This window comes from Achromobacter sp. SIMBA_011 (genome assembly GCF_046535435.1).
Classification (GTDB): Bacteria; Pseudomonadota; Gammaproteobacteria; order Burkholderiales; family Burkholderiaceae_B; genus Achromobacter; species Achromobacter dolens.
In genome coordinates, this window is record NZ_JAWRWN010001304.1 from 1 (window position 1) to 232 (window position 232).

Here is a 232-nt window from a genome sequence, read left to right on the forward strand (position 1 = left end):
GGAGGGACGTTCACCAAGAGCGAGAGATTGAAGCGGTTCGCTCATCATGGTGCCTCCACCACGGCCTTGCCGCCTCTGGCGGTTACTCGTCCGCCCTTTACGACCAGCGGTCTTGGGGCAATATCGACAACGGCATGGGCCAGGGTCTCGCCAGTCAGCAGCGTGAAGTCTGCAGCACAGCCAACGTCAAGACCGTAATCCTTGAGGCCCATGACATCGGCACCGCCCTGCG

At 61.6% G+C, this 232-nt stretch carries 1 pseudogene; it reads right to left on the reverse strand.

The annotated features are described in order from the left end of the window. Positions 1 to 44: 44 nt before the first annotated feature. A pseudogene (locus SB816_RS35290) lies at positions 45 to 232 on the reverse strand (cytosine deaminase); the annotation flags it as partial.